This is a genomic window from Photorhabdus sp. RM96S (genome assembly GCF_042879335.1).
GTDB lineage: Bacteria > Pseudomonadota > Gammaproteobacteria > Enterobacterales > Enterobacteriaceae > Photorhabdus > Photorhabdus kayaii.
In genome coordinates, this window is sequence record NZ_JBHFKT010000252.1 from 1 (window position 1) to 266 (window position 266).

1 protein-coding gene is annotated in these 266 nt (G+C 58.3%); it reads right to left on the bottom strand.

Going from position 1 to position 266, the window contains the following annotated elements:
• Nucleotides 1–266 (bottom strand): hypothetical protein (locus tag ACGF49_RS25220; RefSeq protein ID WP_387493536.1); only part of this gene is annotated, 266 nt, incomplete at both ends.

Sequence of the window (266 nt, forward strand, 5' to 3'; positions counted from 1 at the left end):
TGCCGCAATGACCGCAGCTTTGCCGTCCTGGGCGGTGTTATTCAATGTGCCCGTCTGGAGGGCCAGCTGGTCCCCGTAAATGCGCCCGGTGCCGGTATTGTTCAGGGTGTTAGCCGTGAGATGAGTCAGGCCGCCGTCAATCAGTCCGGTGTTGTTCAGGGTATCGTGAGCCTGGATTTGCGTTTGCCTGGCGCTGATTTCACCGGAAGTGCTGTTAGTGAGATCCTGTGCGTCAAGATGCAGCGCCTGACCGGCTTTTATCTGGC